This window comes from Pseudalkalibacillus sp. A8 (genome assembly GCF_045920555.1).
Classification (GTDB): Bacteria; Bacillota; Bacilli; order Bacillales; family Fictibacillaceae; genus Pseudalkalibacillus.
In genome coordinates this window covers 4,652,851-4,669,631 of record NZ_CP174509.1, presented here as the reverse complement: position 1 = coordinate 4,669,631, position 16,781 = coordinate 4,652,851, and the positions used below count along the sequence as shown (strand labels likewise).

General features: G+C 41.6%; 16 protein-coding genes and 1 other RNA gene. 11 read left to right on the top strand and 6 right to left on the bottom strand.

The annotated features are described in order from the left end of the window. Window positions 1–60: 60 nt before the first annotated feature. From rnr to ssrA, 3 genes are all read left to right on the top strand, one after another. Entirely contained in the window at window positions 61–2,367 is a 2,307-nt protein-coding gene (gene rnr, locus ACJROX_RS23875; RefSeq protein WP_408007703.1) for a ribonuclease R, read from the top strand. A gap of 120 nt (window positions 2,368–2,487) precedes the next feature. Continuing rightward, the gene (smpB, locus tag ACJROX_RS23870) at window positions 2,488–2,955 is read left to right on the top strand and encodes an SsrA-binding protein SmpB (protein ID WP_408007702.1); all 468 of its coding nucleotides are present in this window, start codon (window positions 2,488–2,490) and stop codon (window positions 2,953–2,955) included. Window positions 2,956–3,069: 114 nt separating this feature from the next. Further along, window positions 3,070–3,406: a transfer-messenger RNA gene (ssrA, locus tag ACJROX_RS23865) on the top strand. A gap of 380 nt (window positions 3,407–3,786) precedes the next feature. On the opposite strand, the gene ACJROX_RS23860 is transcribed toward ssrA, so the two are convergent. Both ACJROX_RS23860 and ACJROX_RS23855 read right to left on the bottom strand, forming a co-directional pair. Further along, a complete protein-coding gene (locus ACJROX_RS23860) occupies window positions 3,787–4,194 on the bottom strand; it encodes an LAGLIDADG family homing endonuclease (RefSeq protein ID WP_408007701.1) in 408 nt (135 codons plus the stop codon). A gap of 435 nt (window positions 4,195–4,629) precedes the next feature. Further along, complete coding sequence (locus tag ACJROX_RS23855) at window positions 4,630–4,767, bottom strand: hypothetical protein (protein WP_408007700.1); 138 nt, start codon at window positions 4,765–4,767, stop codon at window positions 4,630–4,632. A gap of 329 nt (window positions 4,768–5,096) precedes the next feature. Between ACJROX_RS23855 and ACJROX_RS23850 the strand changes: the two genes are divergently transcribed. From ACJROX_RS23850 to ACJROX_RS23840, 3 genes are read left to right on the top strand one after another with little or no spacing between them, the layout of a single operon-like run. Continuing rightward, the gene (locus ACJROX_RS23850) at window positions 5,097–6,107 is read left to right on the top strand and encodes a 2-oxoacid:acceptor oxidoreductase family protein (RefSeq protein ID WP_408007699.1); all 1,011 of its coding nucleotides are present in this window, start codon (window positions 5,097–5,099) and stop codon (window positions 6,105–6,107) included. A gap of 17 nt (window positions 6,108–6,124) precedes the next feature. Continuing rightward, the gene (locus tag ACJROX_RS23845; protein WP_408007698.1) at window positions 6,125–8,437 is read left to right on the top strand and encodes a thiamine pyrophosphate-dependent enzyme; all 2,313 of its coding nucleotides are present in this window, start codon (window positions 6,125–6,127) and stop codon (window positions 8,435–8,437) included. A gap of 42 nt (window positions 8,438–8,479) precedes the next feature. Beyond that, window positions 8,480–8,746, top strand: a complete 267-nt coding sequence (locus ACJROX_RS23840; protein WP_408007697.1) for a hypothetical protein — start codon at window positions 8,480–8,482, stop codon at window positions 8,744–8,746. A 93-nt stretch (window positions 8,747–8,839) separates the two neighbouring features. On the opposite strand, the gene ACJROX_RS23835 is transcribed toward ACJROX_RS23840, so the two are convergent. Further along, a complete protein-coding gene (locus ACJROX_RS23835; RefSeq protein ID WP_408007696.1) occupies window positions 8,840–9,298 on the bottom strand; it encodes a hypothetical protein in 459 nt (152 codons plus the stop codon). A 154-nt stretch (window positions 9,299–9,452) separates the two neighbouring features. Between ACJROX_RS23835 and ACJROX_RS23830 the strand changes: the two genes are divergently transcribed. The 3 genes from ACJROX_RS23830 (at window position 9,453) to ACJROX_RS23820 (ending at window position 11,715) form a co-directional block, all read left to right on the top strand. Further along, window positions 9,453–9,716, top strand: a complete 264-nt coding sequence (locus ACJROX_RS23830; RefSeq protein ID WP_408007695.1) for a DUF1292 domain-containing protein — start codon at window positions 9,453–9,455, stop codon at window positions 9,714–9,716. A 23-nt stretch (window positions 9,717–9,739) separates the two neighbouring features. Next, window positions 9,740–10,114: a hypothetical protein gene (locus ACJROX_RS23825; RefSeq protein WP_408007694.1), complete on the top strand. Its 375-nt coding sequence runs from the start codon at window positions 9,740–9,742 to the stop codon at window positions 10,112–10,114. 314 nt (window positions 10,115–10,428) lie between these two features. Beyond that, window positions 10,429–11,715: an SGNH/GDSL hydrolase family protein gene (locus ACJROX_RS23820; RefSeq protein WP_408007693.1), complete on the top strand. Its 1,287-nt coding sequence runs from the start codon at window positions 10,429–10,431 to the stop codon at window positions 11,713–11,715. A gap of 56 nt (window positions 11,716–11,771) precedes the next feature. On the opposite strand, the gene ACJROX_RS23815 is transcribed toward ACJROX_RS23820, so the two are convergent. From ACJROX_RS23815 to ACJROX_RS23805, 3 genes are all read right to left on the bottom strand, one after another. After that, complete coding sequence (locus ACJROX_RS23815) at window positions 11,772–12,233, bottom strand: universal stress protein (RefSeq protein WP_408007691.1); 462 nt, start codon at window positions 12,231–12,233, stop codon at window positions 11,772–11,774. 261 nt (window positions 12,234–12,494) lie between these two features. After that, a complete protein-coding gene (locus tag ACJROX_RS23810; protein ID WP_408007690.1) occupies window positions 12,495–12,674 on the bottom strand; it encodes a small acid-soluble spore protein H in 180 nt (59 codons plus the stop codon). A 78-nt stretch (window positions 12,675–12,752) separates the two neighbouring features. Further along, window positions 12,753–14,240 carry an alkaline phosphatase family protein gene (locus ACJROX_RS23805; RefSeq protein WP_408007689.1) on the bottom strand — a complete coding sequence of 496 codons (1,488 nt, stop codon included), beginning with the start codon at window positions 14,238–14,240 and terminating at the stop codon, window positions 12,753–12,755. Window positions 14,241–14,325: 85 nt separating this feature from the next. Here ACJROX_RS23805 and ACJROX_RS23800 point away from each other — a divergent pair, with 85 nt between their 5' ends. Continuing rightward, window positions 14,326–15,066 carry an endonuclease/exonuclease/phosphatase family protein gene (locus ACJROX_RS23800; protein ID WP_408007688.1) on the top strand — a complete coding sequence of 247 codons (741 nt, stop codon included), beginning with the start codon at window positions 14,326–14,328 and terminating at the stop codon, window positions 15,064–15,066. Window positions 15,067–15,221: 155 nt separating this feature from the next. Continuing rightward, window positions 15,222–16,643 carry a peptide MFS transporter gene (locus ACJROX_RS23795; RefSeq protein WP_408007687.1) on the top strand — a complete coding sequence of 474 codons (1,422 nt, stop codon included), beginning with the start codon at window positions 15,222–15,224 and terminating at the stop codon, window positions 16,641–16,643. Window positions 16,644–16,781 lie beyond the last annotated feature (138 nt).

Below are 16,781 nucleotides of genomic sequence, written 5' to 3'. Positions count from 1 at the left end.
TCTTGGCCCTATACTTATACAAAAATACTTAGCTTACTACGAAGGAGGGAAACAAGCAAAATGGATCAAGAAAGAATATTATCATTTATGAAAGAAGAAGCCTATAAACCGCTGACTGTCCAGGAACTCGAGCAAGAGCTAAACCTGGATGACGTAGAGGAATTTAAAGAACTCGTCATCACCTTAAACGAGATGGAGGAAAGAGGGGACATCGTCCGGACCCGAAGCAATCGATATGGTGTGCCGGAGCGAATGAACCTGATCAAAGGGAAGCTTCAAGGACACGCGAAAGGATTCGCATTCCTGCTTCCGGAACAAAAAGGTGAAAAAGATGTATTCATCTCACCTTCCGACCTGAATGGTGCGATGAGCGGGGACACAGTCCTTGTCAGAATCTCCTCCCGCCCAGGAGATGCAAAGCCTGAGGGCACGGTGATTCGGATCATCGAACGTGGTGTGACCGAGGTGGTCGGTACATTCATTGATAGTAAAAGCTTCGGGTTTGTCGAAGCAGATGACAAGCGGATTCCGAATGACATCTTCATTCCGAAAGAAGCGATCAACAATGCTGTCGATGGCCATAAGGTCCTTGTGAAAATAACAAACTATCCTGAGGGAAGATCAAGTGCGACAGGTGAAGTCATCGAAATTTTAGGGCACAAGAATGACCCTGGAGTCGATATCCTGTCGATCATTTATAAGCATGGGCTTCCGAGGGAATTCCCTAAGGAAGCGTTGGATCACGCAAACTCTATCCCTGATGAGATCGATGTTGCTGATCTCACTGACCGCCGCGATTTACGCGACGAAACGATCGTGACGATCGACGGGGCAGACGCAAAAGACTTGGATGATGCGGTTAACGTTGTGAAGCTCGACAACGGAAACTATAAACTGGGTGTTCATATTGCAGATGTCAGCCATTATGTTACTGAAGGTTCTCCAATCGATCAGGAAGCCCTCGAGCGCGGTACGTCCGTTTACCTTGTCGACCGTGTCATACCGATGATCCCGCATCGCCTTTCAAACGGAATTTGCAGTTTGAATCCGAGAGTTGACCGTTTGACGCTATCTTGTGAAATGGAAATCACACCGAATGGAGAAGTCGTAAACCATGAGATTTTCCAAAGTGTGATTCGTACGAATGAACGGATGACCTATACGGATGTCCGAAAAATCTTATTGCGGGAAGACGAAGAGGTGCTAGACCGTTATAAAGAGCTTGTGCCATTCTTTGACCTCATGGGTGAGCTTGCTGATATTCTTCGTAAAAAACGTTTTGACCGCGGTGCAATCGATTTTGACTTCAGCGAAGCGCGTGTCCTCGTCGATGAAGAATCCAAGCCAGTAGATGTGGTATTGCGTGATAGGACGGTAGCTGAAAAATTGATTGAGGAATTCATGCTAGCGGCAAACGAAACAGTAGCAGAGCATTTCCACTGGATGAATGTTCCGTTCATGTACCGGATCCACGAAGATCCTGATGAGGAAAAGCTGACGAACTTCCTTGAGTTCATTACGAACTTCGGCTATGTGGTCCGCGGTTCTGCGAATTCAATACATCCTCGTGCCCTTCAACAGATTTTAGAAGAGGTGCAAGGTGAGCCTGAGGAAGCGGTCATCAGCAAAGTCATGCTGCGTTCGATGAAACAAGCGCGCTATGAACCGGAAAACCATGGGCATTATGGGTTATCAACTGAATTTTATACCCACTTCACGTCGCCGATCCGCCGTTATCCTGACTTGATTGTTCATCGCCTCATTCGTACTTATTTGATTAAAAGAAAAGTGGACGAAAAGACGAAAAATCATTGGGGTGAACGTCTGCCTGAAATCACCCAGCATGCTTCTGAACGAGAACGCCGTGCGGTCGATGCAGAGCGTGAGACTGATGATCTGAAAAAAGCAGAATTCATGCAAGATAAGATTGGTGAGGAATTTGAAGGAGTCATCAGCGGTGTGACGAACTTCGGTTTGTTCGTCGAGCTGCCGAACACGATTGAAGGCCTTGTCCATGTCAGCTACTTGACTGATGATTATTATCATTTCAATGAGCAGCAATATGCAATGATCGGTGAACGTACCGGAAAAGTGTTCCGAATAGGTGATGAGCTTCAAATCCGTGTATTGGCTGTCAACGTTGATGAACGCGCGATCGACTTTGAAATCGTCGGTATGAAAGCACCTGCTCAACGGAAACGTAGAGACCGTGCTCGCGTGATTACGAGCGGCGGTAAGAGTCCTACAAAAGAAAAAAAACGCAATGACAAAGGTCAAGATGGATCACCCCGTAAAAAGAAAGGCAACAAACCCTTTTATAAGGATGCTCAGAAAAAGAAAAAAGGGAAAAAGAAGAAGCGTCGATAATCATGTTGAACCTCATTCAATAGCTGGATGGGGTTCTGCTTTTATAAGTGGCGATATTCTTGACTTTCCTTGACCTATGTTGTTAAAATGTATCATGCAGTTTGAAAGGGGAACGAAGTTATGGCACGTCATGAAGGATTATTGATCGCACAAAACAAAAAGGCAAGACACGACTATACCATCGAAGATACGTTTGAAGCTGGGATCGTCCTGCAAGGAACTGAAATCAAAGCGATCCGTGCACGAAGAGTCAATTTGAAGGATTCTTTCGCACGTGTCCAGAACGGTGAAGTTTTCCTTCATAATATGCATATCAGCCATTATGAACAAGGAAACCGATACAACCATGACCCTTTGCGAACACGCAAACTGCTTTTACACAAAAAAGAAATCAGCAAGTTGATCGGCGTATCTAAAGAATCAGGATATGCACTCGTTCCATTGAAGCTTTATATCAAAAACGGGTTTGCGAAGATCTTGCTCGGAGTCGGAAAAGGGAAGAAGAAATACGATAAGCGTGAGGACTTGAAGCGCAAGACGGCAAAGCGCGAAATCGAAAAAGCTTTCCGTGAACGCCAGAAGATGTAAGTTTTTGCAAGTCCATTAACAAAAAACATCAATTATGTTATAATAGAAGTTGTTGCCAGTAAGGAAATGCTTAAATGCAACTTTCAGTAACACTCATATTTTATATGGGGACGTTACGGATTCGACAGGGATAGGTCGAGCTTAAGTTGCGAGCCGAGGGGGTCGGCCTCGTAAAAACGCCAACGCCTATAACTGGCAAAGAAAACAACAACTTCGCAGTAGCTGCGTAACAGTAGCTTTGCGGTTCCTCCCTGCATCGCCCATGTGCTAGGGTAAGGGACTCAACTTAAGTGGGCTACGCCGGATTCCACCGCCTGAGGATGAAGGAAGAGAATAACCAGGCTAGCCACACGGATGCCTGTCGATAGGCTGAAGTGCTGGCGAAATGCCAATATATCGACTACGCTCGTAGAAGCTTAAGTGCCGATATTTCTGGACGTGGGTTCGATTAGTAAATAGTCGCCTTTTGTGGTAACACAAAAGTGAAAATCCGGCTTAATCGATGAAACCTAAGTCGCGAAAAATAGAAGTTTAAAATTATAAATTCGACTGTTATCATTTGGATTTATTTTAAACAGCCACTAATGCGATAGGGTAATATCGAGCGGTATGTGGAGCAATCCAACAGCCGTGTATCGACTCATAGGCTGCCTTCTAGGTAGTACTAGGATACGTAATCCTGCTTATGGAGCATAAGCAAAATTACATTTCGTATAATACGCCGGAGGACCTGATAAACAGGTTCAAGATATAGTCAGTGCCATGACGAAAGCATGGAACAACATGTCCCACCGTCTCCACCATACATAACTATGGTGGTTTTTTTATATCCTAGAGAACGAAAAAATCATTTTCAAACTTAATTTTTTTCATTAAAAGATCCTTATTATATTTTCCGTTCCTTGGCGTAACATCATCATAATATTCTATTATCCATAATGCTCTCATTTTCTTCTTCTCTATTCTTAAATAAGGTACTATATTTTTCAGAACAAAAAATACATCTTTCTTTTTCTTTATGTTCAGAGTAAACGAGTTTTTATGTATGCCTGGTCTGTAATTCTTTTTACTGCTTATCGTCCCATTAGTTAGAGTTTGAATATAGGTCAGTAATTCTAAGTCGGTAGAAGAAATAGTTATGCATGGTCTTCTGTGCTCTTTTTCATGCATTCTTGTTAGAGTTATACTGCCTTCGCCATCAATTATACCCGCTAAATAAGCAGCCTCATATTTTTCCATAATATTACTCCTAAGATTTTTAGTTGTAATAATCATTTTGTATAATTATACCATTTTATAAAATAACAACAATATAGAACTGAATCATTTTTTTACCATTATTAGAACCTCATGATTACGGGGAATAACTCAAAATAAAATTTTACTACTAATCGTGGCTGTCCAATAAGTGTCTGAGCCTCTCCGAACTTAACAACATTTTGAGAAAAAGCGTGTTTTTGAAACAAAATGTGGTGTTGGAGGTGTCTGACACTTTATATTCACAATGGAGCAAGCATTGACAGGGTTTGATAGTATTTCTGAAGGAGTCTTTCTAATATGAGACATAGGAAATTACTCTGCAGTTTTGGTTAAGTACGGTTCCAGAGTTAATAGCAATCGGTCTAAATATTGATGGGGAAATGGGGGACATGCTAATCTCATTCTTTCGTAAAGTCATTTACCCTTTAAGTCATCAAGTTTCTTTTGAACAGTAAAGTGATGGTAAATCGTCAATGCGATAATGGACGCACTGAGAACGCTCGATAAGATCGTACTGCATAATAGTATACGGTTTGTTCTTGTATAAAACATCCTATCACCACTTTTTCAATTAATATGGCTTATCTTTTGACAATTATACAATCCACTTATAGTACTGTTATCATCCATTTTGAACGATGAATAAGACTGTTATAATACAAAATTAAATCTGTTATATATCAAAAATCAGGTATGAATGCTCCCTGCAACCCTATAAAATCAACAACTGGACCCTTTGTGTACAAGATTTTTGGATTCTAAAAAATATGTGTTGTATTCTTTTTAACATCTTGTTACAATAAATTTTGAATAATTATTAGAAAATTATTAATATTCACACTCTCTTCTCGGAAACCTTTAAACAGATTGGAGGAATACTTTTGGCAAAATTACCGAAAGTCAATGAGTTAGGTTTCTTTGAGATACGCCTTGAATCCATTGGCGGCCTTGGAGCAAACCTGGCTGGAAAAATGCTCTCCGAAGACGGAGTTGTTGGTAATGGATTGAATGGAGTCGGATTCTCTTCATACGGTTCTGAAAAAAAAGGCTCCCCTGTAAAAGCTTATATTCGTTTCTGCGATCCAGACACAAACATTCGCGATACTACACCTATAGAACGCCCTCATGTAGTAGGAATTTTCCATGATGCCCTGCTTAAAACCACCGATTGCGCAAGCGGGATTTATCCCGATAGTACCATCCTTGTCAACTCACAAAGATCTCCTGAAGAATTGAAAGAATTAATGAAAATTGATGGCGGGACAATAGCCGTTGTTAACGCCACCGAGATTGCTCTGGAGGAACAGACGAAAGTGAATACCGCCATGCTGGGTGCGCTTTACCGAATCCTCGACTTCCTTGATCCGGATTCAATGAAAGATACGATCCGCCGAACGTTCGAAAAGAAATATCCACATTTTGTTGAGCCGAATATCAGGACTTTTGACAGGGGGTATCATGAAATAGAATTCAAGACATTTGAGCCTGAAGAAGGATTGGAACCGAGACCTTTCAAAAGACTTGAGCCTGCCCTTGGCTATCAAACACAGCCGATTGGCGGCACGGTTACCAACCCCGGAAACAGCATTCTCAAAGATTTAAGTATTTCACGAGCCGGAATGCTGCCACACTTCCATGATGATAAATGTATCAATTGCGCAGCCTGTGATACAGCCTGTCCTGATTTTTGTTTTGTTTGGGAAGAAAAAGAAGACAAACGGGGCCGACCGCAAATGTTCCTGAAAGGGATCGACTATCAATATTGCAAAGGATGCCTCAAGTGTGTCCAAGCCTGTCCTGTGGAAGCGCTTACTAGGGAAAGGGAACATAATGACGGCTATGCTGACCGTAATAGGGTGCCTCATTTATTTGATCTGGTGAACCAAAATTAAAGAAAGGCGGGAAATGAATGTCGATCGATTTAAACCAGGAAAGAAGTATAACTCCAAACGGTACAATCGAACAAAGCGTCGTTTTTGAATCGGGCAATGAAATGGCAGCATATGCCGCACACCAAATCAATTATCATGTCATGGGGTATTACCCTATTTCTCCTTCAACGGAAGTGGCCCAGTTCTTGGATGGCATGAAAGCAAAAGGGGAGCATGAGATCGTTTTGATTCCGGCCGACGGCGAACATGGATCAGCTGGTATTTGTTATGGAGCAGCGACCGGTGGCGGACGAGTCTTTAACGCGACGAGCGCCAATGGTTTCCTGTATATGCTGGAACAGCTTCCAGTCCAATCCGGAACCCGTTTCCCCATGGTATTGAACCTGGTGAACCGTTCTGTTTCAGGTCCATTGAACATCCATGGTGATCATTCAGATTTATACTTTGCATTGAATACAGGATGGCCGATTCTGATGGCCCGTGATCCGCAGATTGTCTACGATATGAACCTTATTGCGATCAAGCTGGCGGAGGACCCTGAAGTCCGACTCCCGGTTATCGTGTCATTCGATGGTTACTTTACCTCACATCAAAAGCGGCGGGTCCAGGTCATAAGGTCCAAGGATGACGTGCATAAATTCATTGGAACTCCACCGACCAACTTCCCTCACGCCTTGGACCGTGAAAATCCGGTCACCATCGGACCTTATATGAATGAACCGGATTACATCAACAACTGTTACCAGCAGTCTGAAGCGATGTACAATGCAGAAAGTGTGTTTGAGCGAATTTCGAAAGAGTATGCGGAACTGACAGGGAGGGAATATCCAGTTCTTGATCTTTACCGTATGGATGACGCGGAAGTGGCTGTATTCATGCTGAATTCAGCAGCAGAGGTGTGTAAGGATGTGGCTGACAAGCTCCGTTCAAAAGGAATAAAAGCCGGCGTCATCTCTCCGAATATGATCCGTCCATTTCCACAAAAGAAGCTGGCGGATGCACTTAAAAGCGTCAAAGCTGTGACCATCGGGGATCGCGCAGATTCTTATGGCGGCCATGGGGGGAACATGGCGATTGAACTAAGGGCGACGCTTCATCGTTATGGGAATATGAAAACACAGGTCATCAACCGGATTTATGGATTAGGTGGAAAAGATTTTTATGCGGATGAAGCGGAGCATTTCTTCCAATTGGCACAGGATGCAGCACACGAAGGTCATGTCGAAAAGCCGTTTGATTATTTCGGACATACACCTGGAAAAGAGGAAAGTGAGCCGCAAAGGGTCTTGAATCCGATGAAAAAGGAAGACTTGAAAACGGGCTTGGTCACCGTTACACCTGATGAAAAAACTGGTGAACTGAAGGTGAAAATCCCACCGCTGCGCAACTTGACGAAAAAGCCCAAACGGCTGGCTTCCGGGCATGGCGCATGTCCGGGTTGCGGGATCTTTTCAGGACTTGAGCTTTTCTTCAAAGGGATTGAAGGCGATATTGTCGCGTTGTTCCATACTGGCTGTGCGATGGTCGTTACCACTGGTTACCCGTACAGCTCCCATAAGGCCACCTACATTCATAACCTGTTCCAAAATGGATCTGCGACTCTATCTGGACTGGTTGAAATGTTCCATGAACGGAAAAGACGCGGTGAGCTGGATGAACTGGGATTGAGTGATGACTTTACATTTGTAATGGTGACAGGTGACGGCGGAATGGATATTGGGATGGGTCCTGCGATCGGAACAGCCCTCCGCAACCATAAAATGATCATCCTTGAATATGATAATGAAGGCTATATGAATACAGGAAGTCAGCTATCGTATTCGACACCGATGGGACATATGACAAGTACATCGAATGTCGGCAGCTTCCAAAACGGAAAGCCGTTCCATCACAAAGATACACCTCAGATCATGGCAGCAACGCATATTCCCTACGTATTCACTGGAACAGAAGCCTTTGACCGTGACTTATTGAAGAAAGCTGCAAAAGCACAATGGTATGCCAATAATGAAGGATTGGTTTACGGAAAGATCTTGATCACCTGCCCGCTTAACTGGAAATCAAAAGATGAACTGGGCCAAACGATTGTTGAAGCCGCAGTCAACTCCTGCTTTTTCCCGCTTTATGAAGTTGAACGAGGAAATACGAAGGTCACCTATGACCCAGAGGGGAAAAATAAACGGATCGACGTAACTGAGTGGCTGAAACTGATGGGGAAAACAAAGCATTTGCTGAAAGAGGACAGCAATGAAATGTTGCAAATGTTTGAAGATGAAGTGGAGCGCCGTTGGAAGCAGCTGAAGGCGAAGCATGAAAGTCCATACTTATAATAGATTATCCCTCTTGTGCAAGTCACCAGAGGGATTTTTATTTTGAAATTTATAACAATAGATATATTTGATGAAGCTTTAGAGGGACGTCTGGAGATGATAATAGGACAGAGTCACCCATCTTTAGTTGAAAAGGAGAAGAAAATGGACAAGGAAACTGGTAAGAAAAAACAACACAGAAACGATAAGAAGAACTCTGAAGATGAACTTTATGGGGTTGATTCAGGCGAAAGCCTCCAGTCAGTCAATTTCGCCACAACTGAAAATTCTTATTTGAATGAACACTTTCAGGAAGATTCCGATCACTAAAAATACAAATGATATTCTTTTATGTAAAATGAAGATCCACTTACCGAATAAGGGACCTTCCATCTTGATGTTCCAAATGAATTAGGTTCATTTCTATGATTCCCTATAAGGGGGTTGATCCTGTAAAGCAATATTGCCGGTTATCTGCATCGTATATTGTTTCGCGTTTTGAAGGTGTCTTTCAGCATAGTCCTGCCAACGAATGATGTTTTCAATAAATGGCTTGTATGAGGTGGGTGCTGCTTCCCTCATAATATTCAATCCATTACGAACGTCGCGATCTTCTTTTTGGGCATTTTGTATGCAAGAGATCAAGGTTTGAACGATTGACATTTGTTGTTCCCCGTTTGCCAGCCTATATACAGAGCCATTTGCCGTCACACGATGATAGGAAGCGGGAACAAGACTTTCATGTATTTCTGCATTCCCTTTCAAATCTTTTGTTTCAGGAATATGGAACAGCTGCGTGCTCATGGAGCAAACCATCTCTTCACTGAACAAGCTACGTCGCAGCTCTAATATGACAGGTTGCCACATTTCATTTTGTCTCAAAAAACAACACCTACTTCTATTTGGAAAATATGGGCGTTTCGCCTTTAATATTGTATGGGGATTGCTTTTGTTCGTTACAAAAAAATGTAGGCACAATTTTTATTATCACAGCTTTGAGGGGACAATACCCATAAAAGGAATGGAGGTTTTAATTATGACTAATGGCCAAGAAAGAGACCATATTACCGTAGAAGACGAAAATGGAGAACAAAAACAATTTGCCGTTGAGGCTTTATTTGATATGGAGGACTCAAGTTACGCATTATTGAAATCGGAAGAGGATATGAACGAGACGCTCGTGATGCAGGTGAAAAATGAGGAAGATGGGCAATATCTTATAAGCATCGAAGACCCTGATAAAAAAGAAATGATTCTTAATGCATATGAAATCGCTGTGGATGCGAATCCAGCAGATTAAGGTGCCAGAAAGAAGGAAGTGAAATGGATAACCTTATCGACATGATGGATGAAGATTCAAAAAAACAGATTGAAGAGGAAATCAGCGGGCTTAAATTCACCAAAAATTTCAGATCTCCGACTGCAGAAGAATGGTATGTGTTTTTGCCTGGTTATAAAGACATCGTCACAGGGGGAGCGGCCGGTAAAACAATCATTCATTATAATCTATATGATACCAAACATTTCTTTATCAATACGACGATCATATTTGATGACCCTGCATTGCATAAGGCAGATTTACATAGTCTTGTTTATGCAGTATCAGATGAAATCGTCAATCGTCTTGTCGGATATGCTGATACCCTTTTATCTGTCCATTCAGGCGAAAATTCCTATAATGCGGAATATAAACAATAAAATAAAGATTTATAGCGAACAGATTGACTAAAAACTGTGGGACTTAAACCACGGTTTTTTAGTGTCTGGAGAAAAAGAATCTTTTTTAAAAACCTCAAATTAAAATTGCGAATGAATTCATCTTCATCTTGAAATCCCTTGGGAAAAATTAAAGGCAAAAAGTCCTTGAATGATTTATCAACATTAAAAGAGTAGTTCTATTGGATGGACATGCCTCTATCTATCATCCTGATTATTAGAAAAACACATATAATATCCTTTTTTTATGATAAAGTTTATTTCATAAATTATGAAATTTTAAGGAGGGTATTATTTTGTTACGCTTGAAAATGTTGATTTTGATCGTAGTAGCAAGTTTACTTCTCGGTGTTACGGCAGCATTTGCGAATCCTACTAATTCTTCTTCGGTACAAAAGGACGAAAGAGAGACGAAAATCACGAACAAAAGTGAAAATCAACTAAATTGGATCGGGGCATGGTCAACGAGTCCACAACCACCTTATGAAAACGGTATTTCCCAAGAGGGATTTGAAAATCAAACCGTCAGGATGATCGTCCACCCGCATGCTTCTGGAGAGCAAGTTCGCCTTCGATTTTCTAATGCGTTCAATTCCCAGCCTTTGACCTTTGGAAAAGTAAGCATTGCGCTTTCAAAGAGTGGGGCTGAAACGATACCAGACTCACAAGAACATGTGACTTTCTCTGGAGAGGACAGCATTACTATTCCGCCTGGTGCAGAGGTTATTAGTGATCCCCTGGATTTTGAAGTAATAGATGACCAAAATCTCGTAGTCAGTGTATACATACCGGAAGCGAGTGGTCCTACAACATGGCATAATCTTTCGAGACAAACTTCCTACATTTCGGGAAGCGGCGATCATACTGAGGCAATAGACGAATCAGCATTTACTGATACCGATGTTTCCTGGTTTTGGCTCTCGGGAGTAGATGTGCTGACGAAAAAGAATCATGGCCGGGTTATTGTAACATTGGGAGATTCCATTACAGATGGTCATAGTTCCACGATTGATGCAAACCTACGTTGGCCGGATATTCTCGATGATCGTCTTGATGAGGAATATCCTAACAAAAACTTCTCTGTTCTAAATGCAGGCATATCAGGAAATAAGATTTTAAGAGATTCACCAGTATATGGAGTGAATGCATTGGCACGCCTTAATCGTGATGTATTGTCCCAAACTGGTGCAACTGATGTGATCCTGCTTGAAGGAATCAACGATATTGGCCATATACCCCATACTCTTGATTCAGAAAAAATTATCGCAGGTATGGAACAGATTGCATCTCAAGTCCATTCAAAGGGGTTAAGGATTTATGCAGGAACACTTTTACCATTTAGAGATACAACGATTAAAGGGTATTTTACTGAAGAGGGAGAGTTAGTAAGACAAGAAGTGAATGAATGGATCCGCACAAGTGGAGTATTTGATGGTGTCATTGATTTTGACAAAGTGATGCAGGATCCAGAAAATCCTGAAAAACTACGAGCGGAATATGATGCGGGAGATCATTTGCATCCAAATGATGCTGGTTACCAAGCAATGGCTGATGCGATCGACCTTACTTTATTTCGTCATTAAGGTATAACTAAAGCCTCTCACGAAATAGCGAGAGGCTATTTGTTTTTATGAGACAGTCACTTCGCAACTAGTACATGGCAATCAGCTTCAGATACGACCTTTTGGCTGACGCTGCCTAACATTAATTTCTTCAATCCGCTTAGACCGCGACTTCCAATCACGATAAGATCGGTTTTTTGGTCTTCAGCATATTCACAGATCGATTTTGCCGGTTCACCTGCAAGTAATTCGATTTTCACATTGTTGTAGAGCGGTTCAACATATTCTTTCGCTTCTTTCAATTTTTGTTCATTCCGTTCCACGCTGGTATCGACTTCTCTCAGGTTATCACGTAAAACCGCCGTATTATCGCCGCTTAGGGTATGGCCTACACCATAAGGAGCGAGTGCAAGATCTTCGTCTACATAAACCAAAGTCAGTTCACCATTGGACATTTTTGCAATCTCTGCACCTGTTTCTAAGGCCTTCTTACTTCCATCAGAGCCATCAATCGGAATCAGGATATTATAGTACTTCATGTCCATTCTCCTTTCCTTCCTCTCAAAAGTTCGCTTGCATATTTGAATTCAGGTATTGAGGGGACAGGATGTACGTGTACTAACATACGGCCTTAGGGGTTCACCTCCTGTCTTTAGATCCGAGTTCAAATCACATGATGAAACTCCTCCTTTTGTAATGTTTTCCCCTTTAGCTTATTTTTCAAACTTAACGGTATAGTCTTATACGTTGCTTTTGGAAAACAAAAACCCCACTTTTGAGTGGGGAGGATCATGGATGTCCTATTGTTCCATTAAGCTGTCTACAGAAACGCTTTCTTTTTTGTCCGGATTATCAAGAGGATGGATCGTAGCTTTTCCGTTTGATTGATCAACATGTTCGATGTACACATGTTGTCCATTATAAGTTACATCGATCATGGCAGGTGATGATGTGATTTCTTGAGCACGGCGTGCGTCCATTTATAGGCCACCTCCTTTTGGTTTCCAATAATAATAATATTTGTTTTGTGTTAAAGACCTATACGTATCGCAATTAGGTTATTGTTTTACTAACATCGATAATATCCATTTTTTCAAATCGATCATCCGTAGATATTCTGGACTGGAATCCGTCCCTGTCACGATCATCGGAATCAGTGAGTCTTGTCGATGCAGCCCCCCATGGCTTGCGCCTCCTACATGGGTTGGTGAACCTTCTCCAATAAATTCATATCCTGGTTTGACACTTGCAATAAGATAATCCCCTTCGTGGGAGTTCAAGCAGCTGGCAATACGAGCCAATGTGTCGGGATATTCGCCATATTTGATATGTTTATCACCCAAGTCAATATCCAATAACGCCGGATCTCCTTCAATTGACCATTCCTGGTCATAATCATCCTTATAATCCCCATCCGGACGGAATTTCAGCTTTCCTTTTTGTGTACCGGATCTGATTTCGATCCAATCACTATTTTTCCAGGCGATCATATCGATCCGCTCGTCTTTTTCCAAGTACGGCACGAAATCCGAAACAGGGAGATTCTTGGAATCCAACGTATAAATGAACGTCATTCTCTCGTTTACTCCCAGAATGATCTGGTCCTCTGGCATGACTCCTTTATTCAATTTCATGATTTTATAGTCATTGAACATGTTTCTCAAATCAACCAATGCTTTTTGTTTATCCGAATCGATCCAAGCTTGGCCGTTATCACCCAGGAGGATCCAAGTGTATTTTTCTAGTGCTTCTTCCCATGAATCAAAGGAATTCAACACATTCTGCAATTGGTGATCTACCTTTTCGATCCCTTTTGTATACATACGTCCATGTTTATGAATCCATTTATCCAAATCTGGCAAATATACAATTGTAAAAGGAGAAACCTTGTCCCTTTCGATAAGATGGAGCAGTTCTTGGGTAGAAAACGTATTGTTGAAGCCGAATCGTTGCCAGAAATGTTGATTTTGGTTAGAAGGTATGTATTTTGAGAACCTTCCGTAAGTGAAACCTTCTGAAGCTTTTACAGCAAGATTGTCGTTCATACGTGCAAACCACTTCACCAGCAGAGGGAACTTGTAATAATGGTTGGTATTTCCTCTGAAAACGAGCGCATTGATCGAGGTTGATTCGAGTTCTTGTTCCCACAGTGTTTCATGAATGGTTTCAACATCCTGATTGATATGCTTGTTATTCATATTGAAGAATGCGTCTTCCAGGGTTTGATGAATGCCGAGTTTACGACATTCCTGAAAAGAGCTTCCATAATTGATGAGCCGATTCTCCTGTTTGTCGAACCATACTAATCCCGGAAGGTTGTGCTGATCTGGATATGTCCCGGTCAGCAAACTTGTATCTACAGTTACGGACATTGTAGGGAAAGGGCTGACGAGATCGGGAAAGTATTGGCCTTTCTCCATAAAGAATTGAAAGGCAGGGGCTTTATCATTTTCAATCGCTTTTTGCAAGGTTTCATCCATCAAAGTATCAACGATAAGCATGATGATTGGTTTATTTTGAGAATTTCCGGTTGCTGAGCTTGACATAAAGTTACCATCCTTTTTATTTTACGTACATTGTTCTTATTGTTTCAAAATAAATAGATTTAATAAGTCTAAATGGGTGATTTCAATGGAATTAAAAATAATGACCTTTAATATCCGGCATGGAAAAGGAATGGACAAGAATCATAATTTACAAAGGATCAGTCAGGTATTGAAGAACTCAAAAGCTGATATTATCGGCTTGAATGAAGTGGATAAAGAATTTTCGAAGAGAAGTGAGTTTGTCGATCAAGCGGAATGGATTGCAAAAGACCTCAATATGGGGTATGTGTTTGGTCCATCCATAACGAGGAGGGGGAAGAAAGAAGGGGATATTCGCCAATATGGCAGTGCAATCCTTACCCGGTTTCCAATCATAACGTCTGATAATTATCCATTTGATTTTTTGCCTCGGATCGTTGAAGACAGGTCGCTGCTCAAAGTGATCGTAGAGATAGAAAAACGGGAGGTAGCCATCTATATCACACATTTAAGTTTCGCTCCGTTTTTGCATTCGAAACAAACGGAATTCATCCTGGAACGTGTTACGCAAGATGTGAAACCCTCCGTCATTATGGGAGATTGGAATATGAAACCTTATTCAAGCAGTTGGAAATTGGTTACGGAGCAATTGAAGGATACCTGGGAGGAACAACAAGGAAATGGAGGGTCAGGTTACACCTTTCCATCAAGGCGGCCCAGAATGAAATTGGATTATATTTTCATGAATGATTTTTTTGAAGTATTAGAGGCCAAAGTAGTAGAAACGAACAGTAAGGCTTCGGATCATTTACCTTTATCCACGACATTGAGATTGCTCCATAATTAATATGGTTCGGAAAAATGGCAAACTTTTCTCTAAATTTTTACTTTTTTCCTTACTCCTACTTTCAACCATTTTTTATCGAAACACTAAAAGTGATCATCTGTAGTTAATTGGAAATATTAACTAATGGACAAACTTTTACAGCTAGGAGGAACATCATGGAGAGAACGATCAACGAAAATTCGGATGTGGCAACGAAAAAGAAGCAAAAACATCCGAAAGGTCTTTTTTTATTGTTCATTACAGAAATGTGGGAACGCTACAGTTTCTATGGAATGCGTTCCATTCTCGTACTTTACTTGACAGCTGAATTGTTCAGCGGCGGCCTGGGGATGGACAAGAGTTCGGCCCTGCAGCTATACGGACTTTATACAGGATTAGTTTATTTCACACCTTTAATTGGTGGTTATTTGACTGACAAAATGATGGGTCTGAGGACAGCGATCACAATCGGTGGGATCACCATGGCGCTTGGGGATTTCACATTATTCGCAGTACAAGCTCAATGGGGCTTATATCTCGGACTTCTATTATTGATTATTGGAAACGGTTTCTTCAAGCCGAACATATCCACTCTGGTTGGAGAACTGTACTCTAAGAATGACCCTAGAAAAGACTCAGCTTTCACGATCTTCTATATGGGGATCAACCTTGGGGCATTCTTCTCACCGCTTGTCGCTGGATTGATCTATGCGAACTGGTTCTACTCGAATACAGGCGGAGTGGAAGTATTCGGTTTCAAATATGCGTTCTTGGCTTCTTCGATCGGTATGATCATCGGCCAGGTGACATTCAACGCATTATCCAAGAAATACTTGGGAGACATCGGAACGAAACCTGCGTCTGCAAAAGCGAAACCTTCTCTTGACGAAACGGCAAAACCAAAGCCATTGTCTCGTCACGAGAAGCATCGAACAGCAGTCATCTTGATCCTTGCATGTTTCACTGTCATGTTCTGGGCTGGATTTGAACAAGCAGGTGCATCGTTTACACTTTATACACGGGACTTTGTGGACCGTACGATCTTCGGGTTTGAAGTGCCTGTATCGTTCTTCCAGTCACTGAACCCATTATTCATTTTATTATTGGCACCAATCGTTTCGGCTTTCTGGCTTAAATTATCCAGAACGAAACGTGGAGATTTTGCGATACCGACAAAAATGGCATTTGGTTTGATTTTACTCGGAGCAGGCTTCATGGTGATGGTCCCCGCAGTCATGATGTCTGGAAGCAATGAAGCGGATCCGATCAAAGTAACAATGATGTTCATGATCGTGACTTACTTGCTTCATACGCTGGGTGAATTATCGTTATCACCGATCGGTTTGTCGCTGGTAAGTAAGATGGCGCCGATCAAAATCGCTTCATTATTGATGGGTGTATGGTTCTTAAGTAACGCTGCTGCGAATTATATGGCAGGTTACATTGCATCCTTGACAACGGAGTTCGGTTACCTTGAAATTTTCATGTATCTCGGAATTGCAGCAATCGTACTTGGTCTAGTCTTGCTTGTACTTTCCAAGCCGTTGCAAAGGCTTATGCATCTTGATGAAATCGATAATGCTACAAAACCATATTAACCCCAAGTTATAGGGCACCATTCAGTTAGTGCTCTTTTTCCATCTTGTTGTTGGAATTTAGTGGATATCTGAAGCGTTAGGTAGTAATCTTTTATTTTGTAGATTATTTCTCGATTTTTGCAGATGATTTCTAATTTT

What these genes read in the sequence shown, in the direction of transcription:
- ACJROX_RS23855 (WP_408007700.1), bottom strand. Translation starts at nt 4,767, where the DNA reads ATGTTTTATACAAGAACAAACCGTATACTATTATGCAGTACGATCTTA.
- smpB (WP_408007702.1), top strand. Translation starts at nt 2,488, where the DNA reads ATGGCACGTCATGAAGGATTATTGATCGCACAAAACAAAAAGGCAAGA.
- ACJROX_RS23860 (WP_408007701.1), bottom strand. Translation starts at nt 4,194, where the DNA reads ATGGAAAAATATGAGGCTGCTTATTTAGCGGGTATAATTGATGGCGAA.
- ACJROX_RS23810 (WP_408007690.1), bottom strand. Translation starts at nt 12,674, where the DNA reads ATGGACGCACGCCGTGCTCAAGAAATCACATCATCACCTGCCATGATC.
- ACJROX_RS23845 (WP_408007698.1), top strand. Translation starts at nt 6,125, where the DNA reads ATGTCGATCGATTTAAACCAGGAAAGAAGTATAACTCCAAACGGTACA.
- ACJROX_RS23800 (WP_408007688.1), top strand. Translation starts at nt 14,326, where the DNA reads ATGGAATTAAAAATAATGACCTTTAATATCCGGCATGGAAAAGGAATG.
- ACJROX_RS23830 (WP_408007695.1), top strand. Translation starts at nt 9,453, where the DNA reads ATGACTAATGGCCAAGAAAGAGACCATATTACCGTAGAAGACGAAAAT.
- ACJROX_RS23805 (WP_408007689.1), bottom strand. Translation starts at nt 14,240, where the DNA reads ATGTCAAGCTCAGCAACCGGAAATTCTCAAAATAAACCAATCATCATG.
- ACJROX_RS23795 (WP_408007687.1), top strand. Translation starts at nt 15,222, where the DNA reads ATGGAGAGAACGATCAACGAAAATTCGGATGTGGCAACGAAAAAGAAG.
- rnr (WP_408007703.1), top strand. Translation starts at nt 61, where the DNA reads ATGGATCAAGAAAGAATATTATCATTTATGAAAGAAGAAGCCTATAAA.
- ACJROX_RS23825 (WP_408007694.1), top strand. Translation starts at nt 9,740, where the DNA reads ATGGATAACCTTATCGACATGATGGATGAAGATTCAAAAAAACAGATT.
- ACJROX_RS23815 (WP_408007691.1), bottom strand. Translation starts at nt 12,233, where the DNA reads ATGAAGTACTATAATATCCTGATTCCGATTGATGGCTCTGATGGAAGT.